This is a genomic window from Ruegeria sp. H7, from assembly GCF_056532945.1.
In genome coordinates this window covers 38,422-57,152 of record NZ_JBQFNZ010000009.1, presented here as the reverse complement: position 1 = coordinate 57,152, position 18,731 = coordinate 38,422, and the positions used below count along the sequence as shown (strand labels likewise).

Here is an 18,731-nt window from a genome sequence, read left to right as displayed (position 1 = left end):
TCTGAACAAGGAGATTTTGAAATGCGTGCTTTGAAAATCGCAGCCACAGGTATGACGGCGCAGCAGATGCGGGTCGAGACGATCTCGAACAATCTCGCCAACATGAACACCACCGGTTACAATGCCCGCCGTGCGGAGTTTGCCGATCTGCACTATCAGCAGATGGCCCGCGCAGGCGCGGTCAACGCATCGGACGGAACCGTATTGCCGACCGGTATTCAACTGGGCCTTGGCGTCCGGCCTGCCGCCGTCACGGTGCAACTGGCACAGGGTGCGCTGTCGGCCACGGGCAGCGATCTGGACGTGGCCATCGAAGGCCGTGGTTATCTGGAGGTGGCGCTACCCAACGGTCAGTCCGCCTATACGCGCGATGGCAGCCTGAAACGCTCGGCCGAAGGTCTGATCGTGACCTCGGACGGCTTTGCCGTAGCCCCAGAGATCACAATCCCGGATGATGCCCGGTCGATTTCGATCAACGCCTCGGGCGAGGTTTATGCCTATTTTGACGATACGCCCGAAGGGCAATTGCTGGGTGAATTCTCGCTGGCCAGTTTCTCGAATGCCAAGGGGCTTGAGGCCATTGGCAGCAACCTGTTCCGCGAAACCGAAGCCTCGGGCGCGCCGATCCTGGGCCTGCCCGGTGAGGACGGGTTGGGCACGCTGCGACAAGGCTATCTGGAAGACAGCTCGGTCGATGCCGTGCGCGAAGTGACCGAGTTGATCGAGGCGCAGCGTGGCTATGAGATGAATGCCAAGGTTATCACCGCCGTCGATCAGATGATGGGCGCGACAACACAGGTGCGGTGATGCGGTTCGTGATTCTGATCTGCCTGATGGGCGCACCCCTGGCTGCATTGGCGGATATCGTGGTCCCGACCCGCACGATCCGCGCGAAAGAGGTGATCTCGGCCGCGGACCTTGAACTGAAAGCGACGGATTTGCCCGGCGCCATCAGTGATCCGGACGCGTTGATCGGGCTAGAGGCGCGGATCGCCCTTTATCCCGGTCGCCCCGTGCGCGCGGTGGATGTAGGCCCGCCTGCCATCGTGGATCGCAATGATCTGGTTGTTTTGGTGTTCAACCGCCAACCCCTGTCGATCTCCACCGAAGGCCGGGCGCTGGGGCGCGGCGCGGTGGGTGAGCGTATCCGCGTCATGAACCTGTCCTCCCGCACAACGGTCACCGGCCTGATCCGGCCCGACGGACAAATCGAGGTGAAATAATGACTGGACTGTCAAAACCCCTTCTGCTGACGATCTTTGCGCTTTCCGCCTGCGGTCGATTGGATCATCTGGGCAAACCGCCAAGCTTCACCCCGAACGAGGAGTCACCGGAACAGGTGGCAATGCTTTGGCCGGGCCTGCCCCTTCACACACAGACGCAACGGGTGGTCGACAGATCCTCGCTATGGAGCGGCGGGCAGCAATCCCTGCTGGGCGATCAGCGGGCGATCAAGAAAGGCGATATTCTGACCGTTGTGATCGAACTGGACGAAGAGGCCGAGTTTTCCAACAACACCAGCCGGTCCCGCTCCGGTTCGGAAAGCCTTGAGATCCCTAACCTGTTCGGGCTGCCGCAACGGGCCGAAGAACATCTGCCCGAGGGGGCGACCCTGGACGATGCAGTCGGGATCGAGTCGGATTCCTCAAGCTCGGGCCGGGGGTCGGTGCGGCGCAACGAAAAGCTGACTTTGCGGGTCGCGGCCACGGTGCTGGACGTGTTGCCAAACGGGGTTCTTTCGATCTCGGGTTCACAAGAACTGCGCGTGAACTTCGAATTGCGAGAGCTTTTGGTTGCCGGCTACGTCCGCCCGCAGGATATCTCGCGCAAGAATGAGATTACGTATGACAAGATCGCCTCGGCGCGGGTGTCTTACGGTGGGCGCGGGCAAATCACCGATGTCCAGCAGCCGCGCCTTGGCCAGCAGATCCTCGACTCGATTCTACCGTATTGAGGTGCGCACATGATGAAGCTGTTGCTGCCAGTCGTTTTCCTGTTGGTTGGTCTGGGTGCCGGTATTGGTGCTGCGAAATTCCTGACCCTTGAAAAACCGCCTGAGGTTGCGTCTGATGCGAAGGACGAAAAGAAGACAGAGGCCAAAGAACAAAAGGCCGATAAGAAATCCGACAAAGGGGACAAGGCGGGTGGTTTTGAGTATCTGAAACTGACCAAGCAATTTGTCGTGCCGGTGGTGAAAGATGATCAGATCTCGGCCATGGTGACGATGTCGCTAAGCCTTGAGGCGAACCCTGCCATCACCGAAACCTTCTATGCCATCGAGCCGAAACTGAGGGACGGGTTTTTGCAGGTTCTGTTCGATCACGCCAATACTGGCGGCTTTGACGGTATCTTCACGGAATCGGACACCCTGACCGTCCTGCGCAAGGCGCTGCTGGAAGTGGCACAGAAGGACCTTGGTGCGGATGTATCTCAAGTTCTGATCATGAGCGTGAACCGGCAAGATACCTGAACCCAAGAACCTCCGGCCCGATCCGATTGGGCCCCGGGGGCTACTGTTGATTTGACTGTTTTCTGGCCTGAGCCAGCCGATGTTCTTGTCGAAGCTGGTCGGAGATTGAACGGATCGCCTGTTGCCGTCCGAACGCCGCCCGAAGTTGTTCGATCGCGGCTAGTTTCTGCGCCCGCAGACGGGCGAGGTCGGTGTTCAACTGGCGACGGGTTGCGGATTCCCACCCGTTCCACAGAATATCCGTCCCGGTGACCTGATACCCTTCGGCCGAGGCACTGTCGCGCCGCACCTCTGCAACCTGTGTGTTCAGCGATGCAAGCTGCTGCTGTACGCGGGCTTCGGCCTCGATCACCGGGCGCAGGGTTTGATAGTTTTTCTGATACACGGCATCAGTGGCGCGTTGCAGGTCGGACATTTTTTTTCGGTTCATCTGATCTGACCTTTTGCACGTTTGCGCATCGCCTCGGCAAATCGAATTGCGGCGGCGACCGGGCGGTAGTGCTCTTCGGCGATTTCCTGACCGATCTCGACGGTCGCGTGCAGCGCGCGTGCAGTTGGCGGATCCGAGTGGATCGGGACCCCGCCCTCGCTGGCGGCGGATCGGATGGCCGCCGCCACCTCATCCACGCCCTTGGCAACGCAGACAGGGGCGGCACCTGCGGCGCGGGACCATTTAAGCGCGACCGCGAAATGGGTAGGGTTGACGATCACCACATCCGCCTTGGGCACATCGGACATCATCTGGTTGGTTGCAATGTCCTGCGCACGTTGGCGGCGCTGTTGTTTGACATGCGGATCGCCCTCGGCATCCTTGGTCTCATCCTGGATTTCCTTGCGCGACATGCGGTTCTTGCGCATGTGCTCGGCATATTGCCAAAGGTAATCGATCACACCGATGGCCAGCGCAATGACGATCACGATGAACAGAAAGCGAAACAGCAGGTTCATCATCAACAGAATCGACGATTTTGCAGGTGCTGCGCTGGCCGAAATGATCTCGGTCAGATTGGCCTTCAGGAACAAGGCCAGGCAAGTGCCATAGATCAGCAGCTTGGCAAAACTCTTGGCAAATTCGAACAGGCCGCCGCGTCCGAATTTGTTTTTTGCATTCGACACAAGCGAGATACGCGAGAGCTTGGGTTTCAGCTTGGTGGGTGCAAAGATCAGCGCGCGCTGGGCAATCAGACTGAGCAAAACCGCCGCGGCGGGCAGTGCAAAAAGCATCGAGACCGGCACTAGTGCGCCCCGAAGCAACCCGGCAACCGGCGCAGAAGCAGGCCCGGTCGCGACCAGTTGAGACAACGCATCCGACTGGTCAATCAGCACAACAAACAGCGTGCCCAGATGTTGGGCTGTGTGCTGCCCCGCCGTCAGCAGCGCGATGACCAGACCGGTATATCCCGCGACCACGGACAGATCGCTGGACTTCGCAACCTCACCCTTTTCGCGCGCTTTCTGCAGCTTTTGCGGGGTGGGTTCAAAGGATTTGTCGCTGTCGTCGTCAGGTCCGCTCATGGCCTTTCCCCGGTCGGGTTGAGAAGGAAGGCGTTCAGGGCGTCTGACCAGACGGACAGGATCAGCGGTGCGCCGGCAAACAGCAGGAACAGCCCGGCAAAGGTGATGGCAGGGGCGCCGACGAAGGCCACCATCAGCTGCGGCATGGCACGGTTGATCACCCCAAGGGCCAGATTGTAGATCAGCGAGGCGATCACAAACGGGGTGGCCAGCGCAAAGGCCAGGCTGAAGCTGTGCGCGATCTGTTGCACCCCCCAGTGGGACAGATCCGATGGTGCCGGAAGCATCCCCATCGGGAACATCGCGTAGCTGTGGATCAGAAATTGCGCGGCCCGGATGTGCAGTCCCATGATCACGGCCAGCGTCAGACCGGCCAGCATCAGAAAATACCCCATTGCTGGCATCGGATCGACTGCGGCCCCGCCCAGAAGCTGCGACAGCGAGGTCGATTGTGCTGCAATGGACCCAGCGGTTTGCAGGGCCAGCACAAACAATCGTAACCCAATGCCGAGGGCCATCCCGATCAACACCTCTGTCCCCACCAGCCGGACCATCTGCGGGAAACCGGCGGCCAGCTCAGCTGCGCCAATTGCGGGCGCGATTATCAGGGTGAAGGCCATCGAAAGACCCAGTTTGACGCGCACCGGGATGCTGCGCTCGCCGAACGCGGGCAGCAGCGACACAAAGGCCGAGACACGCAGAAACACGGCAAATAGATGCCAAACGCTGACGCCGATCTGGTTCAGCAGTTCCGGGGGCAGGGCGATCACGCGGGAACCGTTCCGACCAGTGACGGCCGTGCCTCAAGCCCGATCTCTTCGAACGACAGGACCGGGTTGGCGACGCCCCGCGCCTGCATGATCGTGCGCAGCAACCGGCGGCGGCGGGTCGAGGTGACGATGGCCGGGAACAGCCCGCTATCTGCCGATTTCGCCACGCTGGTCACGACGCCATCTGCCAGTTTGTTGAACAGGTTGGGCGGCAGCGCGACATCCAGCCCGGCATTGGGGGCGTCGATCTGGTAGGTGGCGAACGTATCCTCCCATTCCGGGGCAAGTTGGATCAGCGGGATCGATCCGTCCTCTCGTTTCATCTCGGCGACCAGTTGGAAGCCAAGCCTTTGGCGGACGATCTCGCAAATCCCTTCGGGCTGGGTGGTGGTCATCCGCGCCTCGGCCACGCTTTCCAGGATCAGGGCCATGTTTCTGATCGAGACGCGTTCGTCCAGCAGCAGGCGCAGGACGGCGTGCAGCGTGTCGATAGGAACTTTGTCGGGGATCAATTCGTCCAGCAGCTTGCGGTTGGCCTCGGCCCGGACCGGATCGCTAAGGCGGGTCATCTCGGACAGCAGACGGCGCAGGGATTTCAGCGTCAGCAGGCGCGGGAAGTTCTGTTTTATGATCTCCAGCAGATGGGTCGCCAGAATCTCAGGCGGTGAGACGATGGTGGCCCCGCTCAGCGCTGCATCCTCCTGATCTTTGGGCAGAATCCAGCGGGCAGGCGCGCCGTAGACAGGCTCGGTCACGTCGTTGCCGTCGGGCAGCAGGTCAAAGCCGTCCTGCACCAGCGCCAGAACCAGATCGGGGTTCAGGACCCCGCGCGCCTGTTCTACCCCCTGAACCTTGATCACATATGTGCCGGTTGGCAGGTCGGCGCGGTCGGTCAGGCGAATCTCGGGCAGGATCAGACCAAAGGTCGAGGCGACATAGGTCCGCATATTGGCAATCCGCGCATCCAGCCCGGTGCCCTGGTTCAACACCATGCTGACCAGATCGGGCGCAAACTCCAGATGTACGTCGTCCAGATCCAGGATGTCTCCGATGGCCTGAGACACGGGTGCATCCACCTCGGACGATGGGGTTTCGGGTTCCAGCGCGGCGGCTTTTTGGGTGCGGTGGACGTGATAGGCGGCATAGCCCAGAACGCCGGCCCCCAGAATGAAAGGCAAAAACGGCAGGCCCGGCACCAGAGCAAACAGGACCATCAGAACGGCCACGGTTGCCAGCGCGGCGGGGTGTTTACCCAGTTGCGAGAAGATGGCGTTGTCGGTTGCCCCTTGCGTGCCGCCCCGCGCCAATAGCAACGCCGAGGCAATCGAAATGATCACGGCTGGAATCTGCGAAACCAGACCATCTCCGACAGTCAGGATGGCATAGGTCTCAAACGCCGAGGCGACCGGCATGCCGTGCACGATCACGCCCATCACCAGACCCATAACAAGGTTCAAAAGCGTGATCAGCAACCCGGCAATCGCGTCACCCTTGACGAATTTGGACGCGCCATCCAGCGAGCCGAAAAAGGTGGTTTCCTGCTGTTCCCGCTCGCGCCGTTCCTTGGCCTGCTGGTGGTCGATGGCCCCGGCGGACATGTCGCTGTCGATGGCCAGCTGCTTGCCGGGCATCCCGTCCAGCGCAAAGCGCGCGCCGACCTCGGCCATGCGGGCAGCGCCTTTGGTGATGACCATGAAGTTCACGATCAGCAGCACGCCGAACACCACCAGCCCCAGAAAGATACTGCCGCCCATGACAAAATTGGCGAACCCTTCGATCACATCCCCGGCGGCATTGGGGCCGGTATGGCCCTGACCGATGATCAGCTTGGTCGAGGATACGTTCAGCGACAGGCGCAACATCAGCGACGCAAGCAGGATCGTCGGGAAGGACGAGAAATCCAGCGGACGCTCGATAAACAGGGTCAGGGTAAAGATCAGAATGGCCAGCGCAAAAGACGCGGCCAGCCCCACATCCAGCACCCAGGCGGGCATCGGCAAGATCATCATCACGATGATGGTCATCAGTGCTAGCGCCAGCAATACGGTGGGCGAGAACAGGGATCGGACGTCGATCTTGGGCACGAAACGCTCCTAATTGAAGGCGATAAAGGCGGTGGCGGACCCGCCGGTAGGCACCAGAGAGCCCAGCGACCCCCGAGGGGTCTGGGTCGGTTGCAGCGGGATCAGCGGGGCGGCGGAACCGGTGAACGGGTCACGCGACACAAAGGCTGTTTGTGTTTCAGGCGCGGTGCCAAGTTGCGCCAGGACGGTCTGGAACCGGCCCTGATAGGCGTTTGCCAGCTCGGGCGTGCGGGAATGATAGGCCCCGGCGGCGGCGGACCATGAGCCGAGCTCGGCGTGCAAATCCTTCAGGAACCGGGCCGCATAGGTGGCGTTTTCATCCGGGTCGAACATTGCGTCGATGGATCGGAACGCCTTGCCATGCCAGCGGTAGTTGATCTGAAAACATCCGACATCAAAGCTGCGTTTGCCCGCTTTGAAAATGTCGAACACGTAAGATTTGGCCTCGATTTCCGAGTTGAACCAGAACCCGTGCCCTTCAACATTGATGGTCCACGGCCAGGGGATGAAATGCCCGCCCTGCGTGCGCCCGGTTTCAACGCGCGTTATGGCGCGCAATACGTCCAGCGGCACATCTTCGGACTGCGCGGCGCGGCGGGCGGCCTGATCGCAGACATCGCCGGTGCGGGCGTCCGACATGGCAAACGCCGCCTGTGCCAACCACACCTGCGTCAGGGAAATGAAAAACGCGACTATACGAAAGGGCATTCTGCCGGTCCGGGATTCTGATCTGTCCCGGTCACGCTAGCCGCGCATTGGTTTACAGCGCGTTATCGCCTGTTCATTTTCGGTCGATCCGCCGACCGAACACGACGCTGGTATTGGTGCGCAGCACGCCGGGGATTTTGGCCAGATCATCGACCAGAATATCCAGATCCTCGATCCTTGGGGCCTCGGCTGACAGCAGCAGGTCGAACTCGCCATTGATCGACAGGCAGCGTTTTACCTCGGGGTAGGTTTCCAGCCGTTTGATGATGCGGGTGGTTTCCTTCTGCTGCACTTCGAGCAGCACAACAACCTGCACACGAGGCGCATCCTCGGGCGCGTTCAGAATGACCGAATAGCCCGCGATCACGCCGCGGTCTTCCATGCGTTTGATCCGCTCGTGCACGGTGGTGCGCGCCACGCCCAGCTTGGCGGCGATATTCGTGGTCGACTCACGCGCGTTATGTTGCAGGGCGGCGATGATATGGCGATCAAGCTGATCCATAGGGTCTCCGGCAGGCGGTCGCTCAGGTGTAGAGCAAATCGATGGCGACGCTCAAGGTTTATGCGTCGCGGGCGCGGTGCCGGACCGGGGCCAGATCATCAGTGCAGTCGTCAGGCCCAGCACGGCAGCGCAAGTCATGCCCGTCAAAGCGGTGGTCGCGCCGTACCGGGTCATCAGCCAGCCCGCCAGCGGGTACAATACCAGCCAGCACGCGTGCGACAGGGTGAATTGTGCGGCAAAGAGGGCGGGTCGATCCTCGGGGCCGGCGGACCGGGTCAATAAGCGGCCCGAGGGGGTCAGGGTCATCGAATATCCAAAGCCCGCGATGGCCCAGAGCGTGGTCAGGGCAGCCAAAGACAAAAGGTCCGACATCGAAACAAAGGCTGCCGCTGCCATGGTCGATGTTGCGATGGTCGAGCCGCTTAGCATGACGCGGCGATCCGGAAACCGGTCCAACAGCGGGGGCAAGGCAAACGCGGCCAGCATGGACCCGCCGCCAAAGCCAGCCAGCGCAATGGCCACTGCGCTTTCGGACCGTCCCAGATCGGACCGCACCAGCACCACGGTGTTCACAATAACCATCGAACTGAGCGCGGCGGCGCACCAGCTGATCGCCAGTAGGCCGCGCAAGCGTGTCGTGGACAGGTACAGACGAATGCCCCGCGTGGTTCGGTCGTAGATGCCGGTGCGCCCGGACGGTTTGGGCGAAGGCAATATGACTGACACCACCAGAAGGGCCGAGGCGACAAACCCAAGGCCGGTGCCCAGAAACAGGGTGTCAAAGCTGACGAACAGCAGCAGAAGGGCCGCCAGCATCGGGCTGAGCAGGCTTTCCAGATCGTAAGCCAGCCGCGACAGCGACAAAGCGCGGGTATAGTCCCGCTCATCCGTCAGAACATCCGGGATCGTGGCCTGAAACGTGGGTGTGAACCCGGCAGAGGCCGATTGCAGGACGAAAATCAGAACATAGACCTGCCAGATCTCGGAGACGAAGGGCAGGCAGAGGGCAACGGCGGCGCGGACCAGGTCCAGAACCACCAGCATCTTGCGTCGGTCGATCTGTTCGGCAATGGCGGCGGCCAGCGGGGCCACGACAACATAGGCCACCATCTTGATGGTCAGGGCAGTACCCAAAACCAGCCCGGCGGCGTCTCCGGCCAGATCATAAGCCAGCAACCCCAAGGCAATCGTTGCCAGCCCGGTTCCCGTCAGCGCAACAACTTGCGCCGCCAGAAGGTGGCGATAGGTGCGGTTTTGCAGGATACTGAACATGGATCAGAGACGGTTCGTGGTGACCTTGGAACACAGCCACTTTGTTTGGTTTGCCATAAGGGCAGACTATCCAGCAATTCAGGCGGATAACAAGACGTGCAGACCCAGGAAAACGGACGGCGTTGAGTTTGTGGGCCAAACCGCCTATCTCGGGGTCGAGACCGCACAAAGGACATTTCCGTGGCGAACCATCTGTATAAGAACGACCTGCCGGACGGGCTGGATCTGGGGCCTATTGTGGCCATTGATTGTGAAACCATGGGGCTGAACCCGCATCGGGATCGCCTATGCGTGATTCAGATGTCCGGCGGGGATGGAAACAGCCATATCGTTCAGGTCGAAAAAGGCCAGACCGAGGCCCCGAACCTGTGCGCCATGTTGGAAAATCCGGATGTGCTGAAGCTGTTTCATTTCGGGCGTTTCGACATTGCCGCGATGTATCATGCGTTCGGCGCTTTGGCCGCGCCGGTCTATTGCACCAAGATCGCCAGCCGCCTTGTGCGCACTTATACCGACCGGCATGGGCTGAAAAACCTGTGTCAGGAGTTGATCGGCGTCGATATCTCGAAGCAACAGCAGATGAGCGACTGGGGGGCGGAAACGCTGACCGACGCTCAGCTGGAATATGCTGCATCCGATGTTCTGTATCTGCACCAGTTGCGCGAGGCGCTGGATGGGCGACTTGCCCGCGAAGGCCGCACCGAGATGGCGCAGGCCTGTTTTGATTTTCTGCCGATGCGTGCGAAGCTTGACCTCGCTGGCTGGCCCGAAACGGATATTTTTGCACACTCATGACTGACACTGAATCTTTTCTGAAAACCGCCCGTCAGGTTGTCACCGATGAAGCCCGCGCGCTGGACGTGCTGGCCGACAGTTTTGATGAACATTTCGCTGAAGCCGTACAGATGATCCTGCAGGCCACGGGCCGTCTGATCGTCAGCGGGATCGGGAAATCCGGCCATATCGGGCACAAGATCGCGGCAACTCTGGCCAGCACTGGCACGCCCGCCCATTTCGTCCATCCCGCCGAGGCGAGCCATGGCGATCTGGGCATGGTCTCGAAGGGGGATGTGGTTCTGGCGATCTCGAATTCGGGTGAGGCGCCTGAGCTGGCGAACTTGCTTGTTTACACACGTCGGTTCGGCATCCCTCTGATCGGTCTGTCCAGCAAGCCCCAAAGCACGCTGATGAAACAGGCCGATGTGCATCTTCTGATCCCCTCGCTGGGCGAGGCTTGCGGGTTTGGCATGGTACCCTCGATCTCGACCACGCTGACACTGGCGATGGGCGATGCGCTGGCGATTGCGCTGATGAAATATCGCGATTTCAAACCCGAGAACTTCCGTGATTTCCATCCGGGCGGCAAACTGGGTGCGCAACTCAGCAAGGTGCGCGACCTTATGCACACGGATATGCCGGTGGTCTCAGTCGGGACACCGATGGGCGAGGCATTGTTGGTCATGAGCCAGAAAAGCTTTGGTGTCGTTGGTGTCACGGATGACGCGGGCCGCTTGCTGGGCATCGTCACGGATGGTGACTTGCGTCGTAACATGGACGGCTTGCTGGACAAGACCACCGAAGAGGTCATGACCGCAGACCCGATGACCATCGCGCCGGGCTCTCTGGCGGAAGAAGCCGTGGCGATCATGAATGACCGCAAGATCACCTCGCTTTTTGTGGCAGATCCGGACGCAGGTGGTCAGGCGCAAGGCCTGTTGCACATCCACGACTGTCTGCGCGTCGGGCTTGGGTAAGGGAGAGGCTGAGGTGGACCGCTATTCCCGCATGGTGCAGTTCCTGAAGGTTCTGTTGCCGCTTGCGGCCATTATCATGCTGTCTACCGTCTTCCTTTTGTCCCGCAGTATCGAAACCACGGTCTCAGGCCCGTTCAGCCAGCAGGATATCGATGCGCGCCTTGCCGATCAGGTGGTGACCCAACCGGACTATCGCGGCACCACAACCAAGGGCGAGGACGTGCAGATCATCGCCACGAAAGCGACGCAGGGGACCGAAGGCGCGGTTCCAACTGCGACGGAATTCAGCGGTCGCTATGTATTGTTAAGCGGGCGGGTCATCACGTTGGACTCCAATTCAGGCCTGATCCGACCGGACAAGGGCACGGCCACCTTCGTCGGCGATGTGCTGATCACCACCGCTGACGGGATCGAGGTCACGACCGATCTGCTCAATACTTCACTTGATGAAATCCGGGGCGACAGCCCCGGGCAGGTCAACGGAACCGGCCCCATCGGCGATTTTTCGGCGGGTGGTATGACTTTCGGTACTGAAAAAACGGACGGCCCGGTCCATATTCTTTTTACAGATGGCGTGAAGCTGGTGTATGAGCCTCAAAAAGCAGAAAGATAACCTGTGTTCGATTTTCGTTTTGTCCTTTTGTGTTTTGCTCTGGTAACAGGTGCCGTTTCTGCAACCGCGCAAGAAGCGCAGGTGGCCTTTGGCGCGACGCGCGCGGACCCGTCCCTGCCGGTCGAGGTAACCTCGGAAACGCTGAACGTGAATCAAGAGGATGGCTCGGCCGAGTTCATTGGCAACGTGATCGTCATTCAGGGCGAAATGCGGCTGACGGCTGAACGGGTTCTGGTCATCTACAATGATGAACGCTCGGCGATTGAGCGGATGGAGGCGACCGAGAATGTGGTTCTGGTCAGCCCGCCCGACGCAGCCGAAGGGGATTGGGCCGAATACACGATCGACAGCGGTGTGATCGTGATGCGTGGCAATGTGCTGCTGACCCAAGGGCCCAGCGTGATCAGCGGCGATCAGATGAACGCGAACCTGACCACAGGTACAGCGACCATGACGGGTCGGGTCAAGACGATCCTGCAGCAGGGGAACAACTGATGGTGCGTCCCCAATTGTCCGTGGCAGAGGGCAGCTTGGGCCTGCGGATCGAAAAGCTGCGGAAATCCTACCGGAAAAAGACGGTCATTCGCGACGTTTCGATGACGCTGGACCGGTCCGAGGTTGTGGCGTTGCTGGGTCCGAACGGGTCGGGCAAGACGACGACGTTTTATTCCGTGGCCGGTCTGGTCTTTCCCGAAGCCGGAAAGGTGACGATTGACGGGCAGAATGTGACCACCCTGCCGATGTATCGCCGTGCCCGGATGGGGATCGGCTATCTGCCGCAGGAAATGTCGATCTTCCGCGGCATGAGCGTCGAGGACAACATCGCCTCGGTCCTGGACATTACAGTCAAACATGCCCACCGCCGCAAAGAGCGGCTGGAAGAGCTGTTGTCGGATTTCTCGATCGAACACCTGCGCCGCGCACCCGCGCTGGCCCTGTCGGGCGGTGAACGCCGCCGGGTCGAGATTGCGCGCTGTCTGGCGGCGGATCCGAAATATCTGCTGCTGGATGAACCCTTTGCGGGCGTTGACCCGATCAGCGTGGGGGATATTCGGCATCTGGTCGCGGATCTGAAAAAGCGCGGAATCGGGGTTCTGATCACTGATCACAACGTCCGCGAAACGCTGGAGATTGTGGATCGCGCCTATATCCTGCACGACGGTCAGGTTCTGATGTCCGGCACGCCCGACGAGGTTGTCGAAAACGAAAACGTCCGTCGGGTTTATCTGGGCGAAAACTTCAAAATTTCATAGGGTTGCGCGGTTTTGCGCCGGTTGCATGGCGGAAATCGCGTATATACACATCTGTTTTGATTGACTCTTCCCTCGGCTCTTGTCTCAATTGGGGCATGGCATTTATTCGGTTCCAGGCTGGATCTCGATGTCCCTTCAGTGAAGGGCCGGGTCAGCGGCAACCGATCAGAATGTCGATATCCCCCACCCGATAAAAACAAGCATGTTGCGCGACGCAACGTCAGAATGGGTGTGAATTGTGAAGGAGATCACATGCGTTACCAAATCAGCGGAAAACAGATCGACATCGGCGCGGCCCTGCAGACCCATGTGCAGACCGAGCTGGGCGAGGTCGTTGGCAAATATGCCCAGCGCCCGACAGACGCCAACGTCGTCTTTTCCCGTTCAGCGCATGAATATGTATGCGAAACCACTGTGCATCTTTCGACGGGCCTGACCGCCCAAGCCAGGGCCCACGCCACTGAAATCTACGCAGCGTTCGAGGCATGCTGCGACAAGATGGAAACCCAACTGCGCCGCTACAAGCGCCGCCTGAAGGACCATCACAAGGATCGTGCCGAACCTGTTGAACTCTTCGGGGCGTCCTCTTATATCCTCGCCTCTGACGAATCGGGGACGGCAGATGAACCCGAATCGCTGCAGCCCATGATTGTGGCTGAGATGGAAACAAAGATCCCATCGCTCAGCGTCGGTGAAGCCGTCATGCAAATGGAACTTGCTGGTGCTCCGGTGCTGGTGTTCAGGAACGAAAACAAGGATGGATTGAATGTCGTTTATCGTCGGGATGACGGTAATATCGGCTGGATCGATCCTTAACAGGCAAGATTAGAAAGGCGGGCCTTGGCGCAGGTCAGGGCCGCCGTGGAGCATGATCATGGAGCTTTCGAGCATTCTGAAGCCCGAAGCAGTACGTGTACTTTCCGCCGCCTCAAGCAAGAAGCGGCTGTTTCAGGAAATCGGCGACGTCGCGGCCGCGACGCTGGACCTTGAGGCTCAGTCGATTGTCGATTGTCTTCTGGAACGCGAAAGCCTTGGCCCAACTGGCGTGGGCCATGGTGTTGCTTTGCCACATGCGCGCCTGCCCGACATCGCCGAGGTTTCGGGGGTGTTTGTCATGCTGGAAAAGCCGATTGATTTCGGCTCGGTGGACCGTCAGCCGGTCGATATTGCCTTTTCCCTGTTTGCCCCGGAAGAAGCCGGTGTCGAACACCTGAAAGCGCTGGCGCTTGTGTCCCGGACGCTGCGCGACAGCTCGGTCTGTGCCAAGCTGCGGGCCAATCCGGATCCGGTCAAGCTCTATGCCATTTTGACCGAAGCGCAGTCGATGCAAGCTGCGTAAGGTGTTGTAATCACAAAAAAGCCCCCGAAGTTCGGGGGCTTTTTTTGTTTGAAGATCCCGGCAAATTAGCCGCCGGTTCCCATTTCCAGCGTCCACCAGATCTTACCGCCGCTTTCCTGATGCCAGTTAAAGCCCATCTGCGTCGCTTTAGGGTCCATGATGACCGATCTTGGGCCGGATTCCTGCATCCAGGCTGCCAGGGTTTCGGTCTCGGTCTCGTAGGTCTCGGAAATCGCTTCGCCCAGGAATGTGCCGAAATACCCGACCCGTGCGGCCCGATCGATGGGCGAGGATCCGTCAGAGCCGAAATGCCACGGGCGGTTCTGCCGGGCCATATCCTTGGAATGGGTGGCAGCGGCAGCGTTCAATTGTGCGTTCAGTTGCACGGGCTGCAAGCCTTGCGCCTGCCGCAGGGCATTGACTGAATCCAGCATCCGGAATTGCAGCTTTTCCGGGTTGCCACGGATTTTGTAGACCGTGGGCAAGGGGCGGCCATCCGCACCAAAGCTGGTGGGCTGGGTGCTTGTACATGCCGCCAGCGCGACTAGGCACATCAACAGTAAAGAAACGATACGCGTCATGATCGACCTGATTATTGTGTCGATAACGGGCATAACCTGCCAGACGGTGCGGGGCAAACGCACAATAGTCTCACCCCGCGTGATTTTGCCGGTTTGATTTGCGACTGAAGCATTCTGGCAATAGAATACACCGGATTTCAGAACCCGCCCACGCAAAGGACCGTTTGTCATGGTCAAAAAACGTATTCCCTCGTCGACCCGCCGAGGATTTCTTGTCGGTGCGACCGCCACGCTGGCCAGCCCGGCGCTGGCGCAATACATTCCGGGCGACCCGCTGCGCCCCGCGCCCGAACCCGAAGCCCCTGTCCGCCGAAATGTTTCAGGCTTTCGGGCGCAGGACTGGCAGCCTTATTTCTCGAACACGCGGAATGGCGCCATTCTGGTCGATACGGTTTCACGAGCGCTGCATTATTGGTCAGATGATCAATCTGTATACAAACTCTACCCGTCATCGGTGCCTCTGACCGAAGAAATGACGCGCCGTGGACGGACCAGCGTCATTCGCAAGGTCGAAGGCCCAAGCTGGGCGCCGACCCCATCGATGAAAAAGCGCAACCCCGAATGGCCGGATTACATTCCACCCGGACCGGATAACCCATTGGGAACACACGCTTTGTATCTTGGGTGGAAGTATTACCGCATCCACGGCACCCATGACACGCGCAAAATCGGTCGCAAATCGTCCAATGGCTGCATCGGATTGTTCAACGAAGACATCGCCGAGCTGTTTTCAATGGCGAAGGTCGGCACGCAAGTGTTGCTAATTTGACGACATTTTCGCGCACGAAGCCGCTTAACGCTCAAGTTGCAATTGCATTCCAACCGCATTGCTGATTAGAAAAAACCACGAGGTAAGTCTTAGGTGTGCGGTTCCTGGACAGGAATCGCGCAAATTCTGGAGGTTAATATGAAAAAACTCGTTCTCGCCGCTGCACTGACCGCTGCTGCTTCGACCGCATATGCTGGCAACCTGGAAGAGCCGGTTGTTGAAGCACCTGTTGTTGTTGAAGAAACTCAGGGTTCTTCGCAGGGCATCCTGCTGCCGCTGATCCTGCTGGTCGTTGTTGCCGCAGCTGTCGCAGCCGGCTAAGCCGACGAGCGTTATCCAGAGAAAAGGCGGTGGATTTTCCACCGCCTTTTTTCATGTCTGATTGTCAGCTCAGGTTAGTCTAGCCACCCGCTCAGATTATCCTCGATGATCTTGCCCAGCGCGGCGATATGCGAATCATCGTCGTTGAGGCAGGGGATGTAGGTGAACTGTTCACCGCCTGCGTCCTCGAAACTCTCTTTGATCTCTTCGTTGATCTCTTCCAGCGTCTCGATGCAATCGGCCGAGAAGGCGGGCGCGATGACAGCGATGTTCTTTTTGCCCTGCCGCGCCAGATCGGCGACGTGATCCACGGTGTAGGGCTTCAGCCATTCTTCGGGGCCAAAGCGCGACTGGAAGGTCGACACGATCTGGTCGTCTGACCAGCCAAGCCGCTCTTTCAGCAGTCGGGACGTTTTCACACACTGGCAATGGTAGGGATCCCCCTGCTGCAAATACCGCTCGGGCATACCGTGGTACGAGCAGACCAGAATATCGGGTTTGGTCTCCATGGCGGCATAGGCGCGTTCAACGGACTGGGCCAGGGCCTCGATATAGGTCGGTTTGTCGTAATAGGCGGGCACCGTGCGGCTGGCCGGTTGCCAGGGTTCCTCCATCAGGGCGCGGAAGAACTGGTCATTCGCCGTGGCGGTCGTGGCCCCGGCATAGTGCGGATAAAGCGGGAAAAACAGGATACGGTCGCAACCTTCGGCAACCATCTGCCGGACTTTGGATTTGGTCGATGGGTTGCCATATCGCATACAGAAATCGACCAGAACCTGATCGCCAAAGCGGGCCTGCATGGTGTCGCGCAGCTTGGCGGTTTGGTCCTTGGTGATCGTCATCAGCGGGCTTTCGCCTTTGTCGTGATTCCAGATCGACTTATAGGCCTCGCCCGAACTGAAAGGACGTTTGGTCAGGATGATGGCCTGAAGAATCGGCTGCCATTTCCACGCCGGATAGTCGATCACACGCTGGTCCGACAGAAACTCGTTCAGATAGCGCCGCATCGGCCAATAGGTGTAATGATCCGGCGTGCCCAGATTGGCCAGCAGGATGCCCACGCGGCCCATCTTTACCTTTGGGTGATCGGCAGGTGCGTGCGCGGGTCGGGTTGCGTCAAACATTTGGGTCTTCCTGAGTTTACCGGTTCTGGCCTGAGATAAAGGGAAATGCCGGGTCGTCAATCGGGCAGTTTGCCCTCGTCAGTGCTCAAGGCGTCTGCAAGGCGCATCTTGGCGGACCCCGGGCGCAGGGGTTGGGGTTGGCTGGCATCCGGCGACCAGCCGGTCAGGCAGATCAGATCGAAAGTTGCGGGCAGGCGACCCTCGGGCGTGGCAAAGTGATCGGCATAGATCTGTTGCGCGCGGACAAAGACCTGCCGACGCGTGGGGGATTTCAGCCGGTCGGTCAGAACATTGGTCTCGCCCATGGCGCGCAGGTCTTGCATCAAATGGGTCAGATCGCGATATTCCGCCGTCAGCGGAACCGCATCCGCCACAGGCAAAGCAAGCCCGGCCCGTTGCAGTAAAGCGCCCAGATCCCGCAGTTCTGCCATCGGGGCGATGCGGGGGCTGAGGCCGCCGGTCACCTCAATCTCTGCCTGTCCGAGGGCGGCGCGCAGCTGGTGCAGCGTTTCGCCGCCCAGACAGACGGCCAATAGCAGTCCATCGGGGCGCAGGGCACGGTGGCATTGGATCAACTGCCCCACCGGATCATTGGCCCAGTGCAACGCCATGGCGTGGATGACCAGATCATGCGCGCCGGGGGTCAGGGTAAGCGTTTCCTCGTCTGCCACGATGCGCGCGTCGGGCAGTAAGCCCTGCCAGATCCTAGAGAAAGGGGTCACAATTGCAGGGGCCGTAAAGCTTCTGTTAACCATGCTCAGCCGATGCTGCACTTCGTCCACAGCGGCGTGGTGCAGGAACAAGGCGTCCTCCTGCATCCGCGCGCGGCGGCGCATCAGAGTCTGGCGGTCAAACAGCGAGGGCGTATTGGAAGCTGGCAATTTCATACCCCGCACGTATCGCATTTGGCCGCGAGTTCAAACCGCGTTGCACCTGATCTACCCACCCAGATGCCTTAGCTGCGGGGATCTGACCGAATCCGACTTTGGCCTGTGCGGCACCTGCTGGCGCGAGACGCCCTTTATCGGCGGAACCGTTTGCGACAGTTGCGGCATGCCCGTGCCGGGGGATGGTGACGGGCACCGGATCGAGTGTGATGACTGCCTGAAAACCCCGCGCCCTTGGCAGGATGGACGGGCAGCGCTGCTGTATAAAGGCCGGGCGCGGGCATTGGTGCTGGCGCTGAAGCATGGGGATCGGTCCGAACTGGCCCGGCCTGCTGCGCGCTGGATGGCGCAGGCGGGGCGGGAATTGTTCAAACCGGACATGCTGATCGCGCCGGTTCCCTTGCATTGGTCCCGACTGATCAAGCGGCGGTATAACCAGTCCGCCTTGCTGGCGCAGCATCTGGCGCGCGAGACGGGGCTTGAGGCCTGCCCGGACCTGCTGCTGCGAACTGCGCGCACGCCGGTGTTGGACGGTAAAACCGCCGCCCAAAGGGCCGAGACGCTGGACGACGTGATCGCCCCACATCCAAAGCGGCAGATGAAAGGCCGCGACATCCTGCTGGTCGATGATGTGATGACATCGGGGGCGACCTTGGCGGCCTGTACGCGGGCCTGTCGCGACGCGGGGGCAAATCATATTTTCGTGTTGGTTCTGGCACGCGTTGCCAAGGATGCCTAATTCGCTCAAGATCGTGCGAAACCCGAAGGG

General features: G+C 59.9%; 24 protein-coding genes. 14 read left to right on the top strand and 10 right to left on the bottom strand.

Annotation, left to right across the window (positions count from 1 at the left end):
- Positions 1 to 21 precede the first annotated feature (21 nt).
- The 4 genes from flgG to ACR0AC_RS17815 are packed head-to-tail and all read left to right on the top strand — an operon-like array spanning position 22 to position 2,470.
- Complete coding sequence (gene flgG, locus ACR0AC_RS17830; protein WP_170455824.1) at positions 22 to 807, top strand: flagellar basal-body rod protein FlgG; 786 nt, start codon at positions 22 to 24, stop codon at positions 805 to 807.
- Complete coding sequence (flgA, locus tag ACR0AC_RS17825; protein ID WP_480875202.1) at positions 807 to 1,223, top strand: flagellar basal body P-ring formation chaperone FlgA; 417 nt, start codon at positions 807 to 809, stop codon at positions 1,221 to 1,223. The genes flgG and flgA overlap by 1 nt, the downstream gene beginning before the upstream one ends.
- A complete protein-coding gene (gene flgH, locus ACR0AC_RS17820) occupies positions 1,223 to 1,954 on the top strand; it encodes a flagellar basal body L-ring protein FlgH (RefSeq protein WP_170455820.1) in 732 nt (243 codons plus the stop codon). Before flgA ends, flgH begins: the two co-directional genes overlap by 1 nt.
- A 9-nt stretch (positions 1,955 to 1,963) precedes the next feature.
- A complete protein-coding gene (locus tag ACR0AC_RS17815) occupies positions 1,964 to 2,470 on the top strand; it encodes a flagellar basal body-associated protein FliL (protein ID WP_480875198.1) in 507 nt (168 codons plus the stop codon).
- Between the two features lie 40 nt (positions 2,471 to 2,510).
- On the opposite strand, the gene ACR0AC_RS17810 is transcribed toward ACR0AC_RS17815, so the two are convergent.
- The 7 genes from ACR0AC_RS17810 to ACR0AC_RS17780 form a co-directional block, all read right to left on the bottom strand.
- A complete protein-coding gene (locus ACR0AC_RS17810) occupies positions 2,511 to 2,900 on the bottom strand; it encodes a hypothetical protein (RefSeq protein ID WP_480781876.1) in 390 nt (129 codons plus the stop codon).
- Positions 2,897 to 3,985, bottom strand: a complete 1,089-nt coding sequence (gene flhB / locus ACR0AC_RS17805) for a flagellar type III secretion system protein FlhB (protein ID WP_170455814.1) — start codon at positions 3,983 to 3,985, stop codon at positions 2,897 to 2,899. The genes ACR0AC_RS17810 and flhB overlap by 4 nt, the downstream gene beginning before the upstream one ends.
- Entirely contained in the window at positions 3,982 to 4,755 is a 774-nt protein-coding gene (locus ACR0AC_RS17800) for a flagellar biosynthetic protein FliR (RefSeq protein WP_170455812.1), read from the bottom strand. Before ACR0AC_RS17800 ends, flhB begins: the two co-directional genes overlap by 4 nt.
- Positions 4,752 to 6,839 carry a flagellar biosynthesis protein FlhA gene (gene flhA, locus ACR0AC_RS17795; RefSeq protein ID WP_170455810.1) on the bottom strand — a complete coding sequence of 696 codons (2,088 nt, stop codon included), beginning with the start codon at positions 6,837 to 6,839 and terminating at the stop codon, positions 4,752 to 4,754. Before flhA ends, ACR0AC_RS17800 begins: the two co-directional genes overlap by 4 nt.
- Before the next feature lie 9 nt (positions 6,840 to 6,848).
- Positions 6,849 to 7,547, bottom strand: a complete 699-nt coding sequence (locus tag ACR0AC_RS17790; protein WP_480627185.1) for a transglycosylase SLT domain-containing protein — start codon at positions 7,545 to 7,547, stop codon at positions 6,849 to 6,851.
- Between the two features lie 73 nt (positions 7,548 to 7,620).
- Positions 7,621 to 8,049, bottom strand: coding sequence for an Lrp/AsnC family transcriptional regulator (locus ACR0AC_RS17785; RefSeq protein WP_170455808.1), 429 nt, complete (start codon positions 8,047 to 8,049; stop codon positions 7,621 to 7,623).
- A 51-nt stretch (positions 8,050 to 8,100) separates the two neighbouring features.
- The gene (locus tag ACR0AC_RS17780; protein ID WP_480875191.1) at positions 8,101 to 9,321 is read right to left on the bottom strand and encodes an MFS transporter; all 1,221 of its coding nucleotides are present in this window, start codon (positions 9,319 to 9,321) and stop codon (positions 8,101 to 8,103) included.
- A gap of 180 nt (positions 9,322 to 9,501) precedes the next feature.
- Between ACR0AC_RS17780 and ACR0AC_RS17775 the strand changes: the two genes are divergently transcribed.
- The 7 genes from ACR0AC_RS17775 (at position 9,502) to ACR0AC_RS17745 (ending at position 14,280) form a co-directional block, all read left to right on the top strand.
- On the top strand, positions 9,502 to 10,116 hold the full coding sequence (locus ACR0AC_RS17775) for a ribonuclease D (protein ID WP_170455804.1): 615 nt from the start codon (positions 9,502 to 9,504) through the stop codon (positions 10,114 to 10,116).
- A complete protein-coding gene (locus tag ACR0AC_RS17770; RefSeq protein WP_170455802.1) occupies positions 10,113 to 11,075 on the top strand; it encodes a KpsF/GutQ family sugar-phosphate isomerase in 963 nt (320 codons plus the stop codon). The genes ACR0AC_RS17775 and ACR0AC_RS17770 overlap by 4 nt, the downstream gene beginning before the upstream one ends.
- A gap of 13 nt (positions 11,076 to 11,088) precedes the next feature.
- Positions 11,089 to 11,688 carry an LPS export ABC transporter periplasmic protein LptC gene (locus ACR0AC_RS17765; RefSeq protein ID WP_480627188.1) on the top strand — a complete coding sequence of 200 codons (600 nt, stop codon included), beginning with the start codon at positions 11,089 to 11,091 and terminating at the stop codon, positions 11,686 to 11,688.
- A 3-nt stretch (positions 11,689 to 11,691) separates the two neighbouring features.
- Positions 11,692 to 12,183: an LptA/OstA family protein gene (locus ACR0AC_RS17760; RefSeq protein WP_170455798.1), complete on the top strand. Its 492-nt coding sequence runs from the start codon at positions 11,692 to 11,694 to the stop codon at positions 12,181 to 12,183.
- The gene (gene lptB / locus ACR0AC_RS17755) at positions 12,183 to 12,941 is read left to right on the top strand and encodes an LPS export ABC transporter ATP-binding protein (protein WP_170455796.1); all 759 of its coding nucleotides are present in this window, start codon (positions 12,183 to 12,185) and stop codon (positions 12,939 to 12,941) included. Before ACR0AC_RS17760 ends, lptB begins: the two co-directional genes overlap by 1 nt.
- A 252-nt stretch (positions 12,942 to 13,193) precedes the next feature.
- Positions 13,194 to 13,757 carry a ribosome hibernation-promoting factor, HPF/YfiA family gene (hpf, locus tag ACR0AC_RS17750; protein ID WP_170455794.1) on the top strand — a complete coding sequence of 188 codons (564 nt, stop codon included), beginning with the start codon at positions 13,194 to 13,196 and terminating at the stop codon, positions 13,755 to 13,757.
- A gap of 58 nt (positions 13,758 to 13,815) precedes the next feature.
- Entirely contained in the window at positions 13,816 to 14,280 is a 465-nt protein-coding gene (locus tag ACR0AC_RS17745) for a PTS sugar transporter subunit IIA (protein WP_170455792.1), read from the top strand.
- 65 nt (positions 14,281 to 14,345) lie between these two features.
- On the opposite strand, the gene dalA is transcribed toward ACR0AC_RS17745, so the two are convergent.
- A complete protein-coding gene (gene dalA / locus ACR0AC_RS17740) occupies positions 14,346 to 14,861 on the bottom strand; it encodes a divisome-associated lipoprotein DalA (protein ID WP_170455790.1) in 516 nt (171 codons plus the stop codon).
- A 169-nt stretch (positions 14,862 to 15,030) separates the two neighbouring features.
- Here dalA and ACR0AC_RS17735 point away from each other — a divergent pair, with 169 nt between their 5' ends.
- Both ACR0AC_RS17735 and ACR0AC_RS17730 read left to right on the top strand, forming a co-directional pair.
- On the top strand, positions 15,031 to 15,630 hold the full coding sequence (locus tag ACR0AC_RS17735; RefSeq protein ID WP_170455788.1) for a L,D-transpeptidase: 600 nt from the start codon (positions 15,031 to 15,033) through the stop codon (positions 15,628 to 15,630).
- Between the two features lie 138 nt (positions 15,631 to 15,768).
- Entirely contained in the window at positions 15,769 to 15,951 is a 183-nt protein-coding gene (locus ACR0AC_RS17730) for a hypothetical protein (RefSeq protein ID WP_170455786.1), read from the top strand.
- 74 nt (positions 15,952 to 16,025) lie between these two features.
- On the opposite strand, the gene hemH is transcribed toward ACR0AC_RS17730, so the two are convergent.
- Both hemH and ACR0AC_RS17720 read right to left on the bottom strand, forming a co-directional pair.
- A complete protein-coding gene (hemH, locus tag ACR0AC_RS17725; protein WP_480875182.1) occupies positions 16,026 to 17,075 on the bottom strand; it encodes a ferrochelatase in 1,050 nt (349 codons plus the stop codon).
- 56 nt (positions 17,076 to 17,131) lie between these two features.
- Positions 17,132 to 17,962: a class I SAM-dependent methyltransferase gene (locus ACR0AC_RS17720; protein WP_480875179.1), complete on the bottom strand. Its 831-nt coding sequence runs from the start codon at positions 17,960 to 17,962 to the stop codon at positions 17,132 to 17,134.
- Between the two features lie 40 nt (positions 17,963 to 18,002).
- Between ACR0AC_RS17720 and ACR0AC_RS17715 the strand changes: the two genes are divergently transcribed.
- Positions 18,003 to 18,701 (top strand): double zinc ribbon domain-containing protein, encoded by a 699-nt coding sequence (locus tag ACR0AC_RS17715; protein WP_480627193.1) that lies wholly within the window; start codon positions 18,003 to 18,005, stop codon positions 18,699 to 18,701.
- Positions 18,702 to 18,731 lie beyond the last annotated feature (30 nt).

Bases quoted from the DNA above. Each gene is read 5' to 3' on its own strand.
- ACR0AC_RS17810 (WP_480781876.1), bottom strand. From the start codon at position 2,900: ATGAACCGAAAAAAAATGTCCGACCTGCAACGCGCCACTGATGCCGTG.
- ACR0AC_RS17730 (WP_170455786.1), top strand. From the start codon at position 15,769: ATGAAAAAACTCGTTCTCGCCGCTGCACTGACCGCTGCTGCTTCGACC.
- ACR0AC_RS17735 (WP_170455788.1), top strand. From the start codon at position 15,031: ATGGTCAAAAAACGTATTCCCTCGTCGACCCGCCGAGGATTTCTTGTC.
- hpf (WP_170455794.1), top strand. From the start codon at position 13,194: ATGCGTTACCAAATCAGCGGAAAACAGATCGACATCGGCGCGGCCCTG.
- flgG (WP_170455824.1), top strand. From the start codon at position 22: ATGCGTGCTTTGAAAATCGCAGCCACAGGTATGACGGCGCAGCAGATG.
- flhB (WP_170455814.1), bottom strand. From the start codon at position 3,985: ATGAGCGGACCTGACGACGACAGCGACAAATCCTTTGAACCCACCCCG.
- flgH (WP_170455820.1), top strand. From the start codon at position 1,223: ATGACTGGACTGTCAAAACCCCTTCTGCTGACGATCTTTGCGCTTTCC.
- lptB (WP_170455796.1), top strand. From the start codon at position 12,183: ATGGTGCGTCCCCAATTGTCCGTGGCAGAGGGCAGCTTGGGCCTGCGG.
- hemH (WP_480875182.1), bottom strand. From the start codon at position 17,075: ATGTTTGACGCAACCCGACCCGCGCACGCACCTGCCGATCACCCAAAG.
- ACR0AC_RS17790 (WP_480627185.1), bottom strand. From the start codon at position 7,547: ATGCCCTTTCGTATAGTCGCGTTTTTCATTTCCCTGACGCAGGTGTGG.
- ACR0AC_RS17745 (WP_170455792.1), top strand. From the start codon at position 13,816: ATGGAGCTTTCGAGCATTCTGAAGCCCGAAGCAGTACGTGTACTTTCC.
- ACR0AC_RS17785 (WP_170455808.1), bottom strand. From the start codon at position 8,049: ATGGATCAGCTTGATCGCCATATCATCGCCGCCCTGCAACATAACGCG.
- ACR0AC_RS17815 (WP_480875198.1), top strand. From the start codon at position 1,964: ATGATGAAGCTGTTGCTGCCAGTCGTTTTCCTGTTGGTTGGTCTGGGT.
- dalA (WP_170455790.1), bottom strand. From the start codon at position 14,861: ATGACGCGTATCGTTTCTTTACTGTTGATGTGCCTAGTCGCGCTGGCG.
- ACR0AC_RS17770 (WP_170455802.1), top strand. From the start codon at position 10,113: ATGACTGACACTGAATCTTTTCTGAAAACCGCCCGTCAGGTTGTCACC.
- ACR0AC_RS17780 (WP_480875191.1), bottom strand. From the start codon at position 9,321: ATGTTCAGTATCCTGCAAAACCGCACCTATCGCCACCTTCTGGCGGCG.
- ACR0AC_RS17720 (WP_480875179.1), bottom strand. From the start codon at position 17,962: ATGAAATTGCCAGCTTCCAATACGCCCTCGCTGTTTGACCGCCAGACT.
- flgA (WP_480875202.1), top strand. From the start codon at position 807: ATGCGGTTCGTGATTCTGATCTGCCTGATGGGCGCACCCCTGGCTGCA.